General features: G+C 64.4%; 2 protein-coding genes, 1 tRNA gene and 2 pseudogenes. 1 reads left to right on the forward strand and 4 read right to left on the reverse strand.

Features of this window, described 5'->3' with window-relative positions:
• Positions 1-309 (reverse strand): annotated as a pseudogene (locus tag QZ609_RS25455) (aconitate hydratase B); the annotation flags it as partial.
• 464 nt (positions 310-773) lie between these two features.
• Here QZ609_RS25455 and QZ609_RS26830 point away from each other — a divergent pair.
• A pseudogene (locus QZ609_RS26830) lies at positions 774-974 on the forward strand (LysR family transcriptional regulator); the annotation flags it as partial.
• Between the two features lie 9 nt (positions 975-983).
• Here the strand turns inward: QZ609_RS26830 and QZ609_RS25465 are convergent.
• The 3 genes from QZ609_RS25465 to QZ609_RS25475 form a co-directional block, all read right to left on the reverse strand.
• Positions 984-1,220, reverse strand: a complete 237-nt coding sequence (locus QZ609_RS25465) for a hypothetical protein (RefSeq protein ID WP_295500984.1) — start codon at positions 1,218-1,220, stop codon at positions 984-986.
• An 84-nt stretch (positions 1,221-1,304) separates the two neighbouring features.
• Positions 1,305-1,391, reverse strand: a tRNA-Leu gene (locus QZ609_RS25470).
• A 95-nt stretch (positions 1,392-1,486) separates the two neighbouring features.
• Positions 1,487-3,453 (reverse strand): efflux RND transporter permease subunit (locus tag QZ609_RS25475; protein ID WP_295500986.1); only part of this gene is annotated, 1,967 nt, incomplete at its 5' end.

The following is a 3,453-nucleotide window of genomic DNA, read 5'->3' on the forward strand; positions in this document are numbered from 1 at the left end:
GATCAGCGGCTGGATGTTGTAGCCACCCAGCATCGTGCCGAGCAGCTCGGTGGCGCGTGCGCGCGAGATCAGCGGGCAAGCGGTCTCGCCCTTGGCCACGGCGGCCAGGAAGCCAGCCTTCACGCGGGCGGCCTCGTCCACGCCGGCGGGCACGCGATAGGTGATCAGGTCGAGCAGGGTCTGCTCTTCGCCGGCGGGCGGGTTCGCCAGCAGTTCCACCAGTTCGGCGGTCTGCTGAGCCGTCAGCGGCAAGGGAGGAATACCGAGTGCGGCGCGGGCGGCCACGTGAGCACGAAAGTTTTCAAGCATGGGGACCTGCTGAGATGACGTTACAGGAGAAGGCTTTCAGGCACTCCGAAGCTGTTCCGGGCGCTGCTGGAGCGCGATTCTAATTGCAATACCCCGGCAAGGTCAAATGTCTTATATCTTATATAAGAGTCAAAGATAAGATCATTCCATCCAAGCCGGACCAGAGTTACGCCGGCTCAACTGCCAAGCACTGCTCTGCGTTCCTCGCCAGTAGGCCGCACAAACCGCCTGACAGACGGTTCAAATGTCGCATCCTTGGCAAGCGGCTGATCTGGACATCGGTGTGGGATTCGGCGCGCATGAGTCGTCGTGAGAAGGCACGCCCGCTGAAGTTCCTTGCGCTGTGTGCGCCGAGGTATCGGCAGCGCGTCGATACCTTGGCCAACGCCAAATCGCGCGATCGATCACCCAATGTGGACCGCCAAGCAGATGGGCCATGCCGACTGGACGATGATCACAGCCGTGCACGGCAGCTGGGTGCCGGCTTCAGCCCCGTCATCCGCCATGAGGCGCGGCTATGGCAGACGGTGGTGACGATGGTCGGGTTCGGGATGGGCGTGGCGCTGGCGCCCAAGACGATGCGGCGCGCGGGGGATGCGGAGCCGATGACGGCGCGGTTTATGGAGGTTTTGCATGAGGCGGTGCGCGAAAGCGCGCCGACGTAGGTGCGCCGCCTACGATAGCAATACCGTCCCGGCGATCAAGGCCACGATCCCCGCATACCACGCGCGCATCAGCGCCCGGCCAACCGGATGCCTTTTGGCGTAGACGTACAGGTAGAACGGAACGATCAAGCACAGCACGCCATGGATCGGGTTGCCGGTGAACGCATGCAGCCCAATGCCGATCATCGAGAGGATGAGCAGCGAATAGCCAGCGATGATCAGGAGGGTTCCGAGCGATGCGCTCATGGCAAATGCCTTGGGAAAAATGGATGCGACGCGCATTGTGCGTTGAATCCAAGCCCAGGCAAATGCCGGTCAAGAGGGGATGTTTGGTGCGAGGGAGGGGACTCGAACCCCTACACCATTGCTGGCGTCAGGACCTAAACCTGGTGCGTCTACCAATTTCGCCACCCTCGCTGGATGGACCGCGGCGCCCGCAAGGGGCGCCGGGAAGGAAGCCCGCGATTGTATCGCAGTCGCCGCAGGGTTTCCAGCCCTCCCCCGGCGCCAGGTCAGGCCGTTGGCGCGGCGGCTTCGGCTTCAGGCCGCTTGACGCGGAACCACGCCGCATACAGCGCCGGCAGGAACAGCAGCGTCAGCACCGTGGCGATGATCAGGCCACCCATGATGGCCGCCGCCATCGGGCCCCAGAAGCCGCTGCGCGACAGCGGGATCATCGCCAGCACCGCCGCCGCCGCGGTCAGGATGATGGGACGGAACCGCCGCACGGCGGCCTCGACGATGGCGGTCCAGGTCGGTACGCCGGTCGCTACGTCCTGCTCGATCTGGTCGACCAGGATGACCGAGTTGCGGATGATCATCCCGATGAGCGCGGTAATGCCGAGCTGCGCGACAAAGCCCATCGGCGCGCGGAGCAACAACAGCGTCGTCGCCGCACCGATCAACCCGAGCGGGCCGGTCAGGAACACCAGCATGGCGCGCGAGAAACTGTGCAGCTGGAGCATCAGCAGCGTGAAGATGATAAAAATGCACAGCGGCATCTGCGCGGCAATGGAGGCGCTGGCGTTAGCGCTCTCCTCCTCCGCGCCGGCAATCTTGATCTGGTAGTCCGGCGGCATCTGCGCGCGAATCTTGTCGAGCAGCGGGTTGATCTGCGCCGTCACGGTCGGGCCCTGCACGCCGTCCACCACGTCGGACTGCACGGTGATGCCGTAGTCGCGGTTCTCGCGCCAGATCACGCCGGGCTCCCACTTGAAGCCGATGCGCGCCACTTGCGCGAGCGGCACCACGCGGCCGCTGGCCGTTGGCACCTGCACGGTCTCCAGCGCCGCCAGCGTATTGCGCTCGTCTTCCTGCGGGCGCATCACGATATCGAGCAGCTTGTCGCCATCACGGTACTGGGCGATGGGCGCGCCGGTCATCACCGTCTGCGTGACCTGCGCGATCGAGCCGGTCGACACGCCCAGCGCGCGCGCCTTGTCCTGGTCGATGTCCAGGCGCAGCACCTTGACGTTCTCGTTCCAGTTGTCGTTCACGCCCACGGTGTTGGGGTTGGCCACCATGATGGCCTTGACCTGGTCAGCGATCTTGCGCACGCCGCCGATGTCCGGGCCCATCACGCGGAACTGCACCGGATACGCCACCGGCGGCCCGTTCGGCAGCAGCTTCACGCGGCCACGCAACTGCGGGAATTGGGATTTCAACAAACCGATGAGGTGCTCCCGCACGCCCTCGCGGGCCTCTAGCGAGGTCGGCATCACGATGGCCTGCGCCACATTGGTCTGCGGCAGGATCTGGTCCAGCGGCAAATAGAAGCGCGGCGCGCCGGAGCCGACGAACAGCGTCACGCTCTCGACGTTCTTTTCCTGGCGCATCAGCGCTTCAAAGCGCTTGGCCTCGGCCTCGGTCTGGCTGAAGCTGGAGCCCTCCGGCAGCCACAGCTCGACCATCAGCTCGGGCCGGCTGGAATCCGGGAAGAACTGCTTCTCCACGTATTTGAAGCCGAACACGCCCAGCACAAAGGCCGCCAGCGTGATCACGATCACCGTCTTGCGATACTCCACGCACCAGTTCACCCAACCGCGGAAGCGGTTGTAGAACGGCGTGTCGAACAGCTCATGGTGACCGCCGTCGCCCACGTGCGACTTTGTATGCAGCAGCAGATAGCCCAGGTATGGCACGAACACCACCGCCGCAAACCACGACAGCACCAGTGCCAGCGCCGTCACCGCAAAGATGCCGAAGGTGTATTCGCCCACCGTCGAACGCGCCAGCCCCACCGGCAGGAAACCCGTGGCGGTGATCAGCGTGCCGGTCAGCATCGGCATGGCGGTGGAGGTGTAGGCGAAGGTGGCCGCCTCCATCTTGGAGAAGCCCTCCTCCAGCTTGCGCACCATCATCTCGACCGCGATGATCGCGTCGTCCACCAGCAGGCCCAGCGCGATGATCAGCGCGCCCAATGAGATCTTGTGCAGGCCGATGTCGAAGATGTTCATGAACAGGAACGTCACCGCCAGCA

Origin of the sequence: uncultured Ralstonia sp. (assembly GCA_913056305.1) — a bacterium.
Lineage (GTDB): Bacteria > Pseudomonadota > Gammaproteobacteria > Burkholderiales > Burkholderiaceae > Ralstonia.

Coding starts and splice junctions, on each gene's coding strand:
- QZ609_RS25465 (WP_295500984.1), bottom strand. CDS start 1,220: ATGAGCGCATCGCTCGGAACCCTCCTGATCATCGCTGGCTATTCGCTG.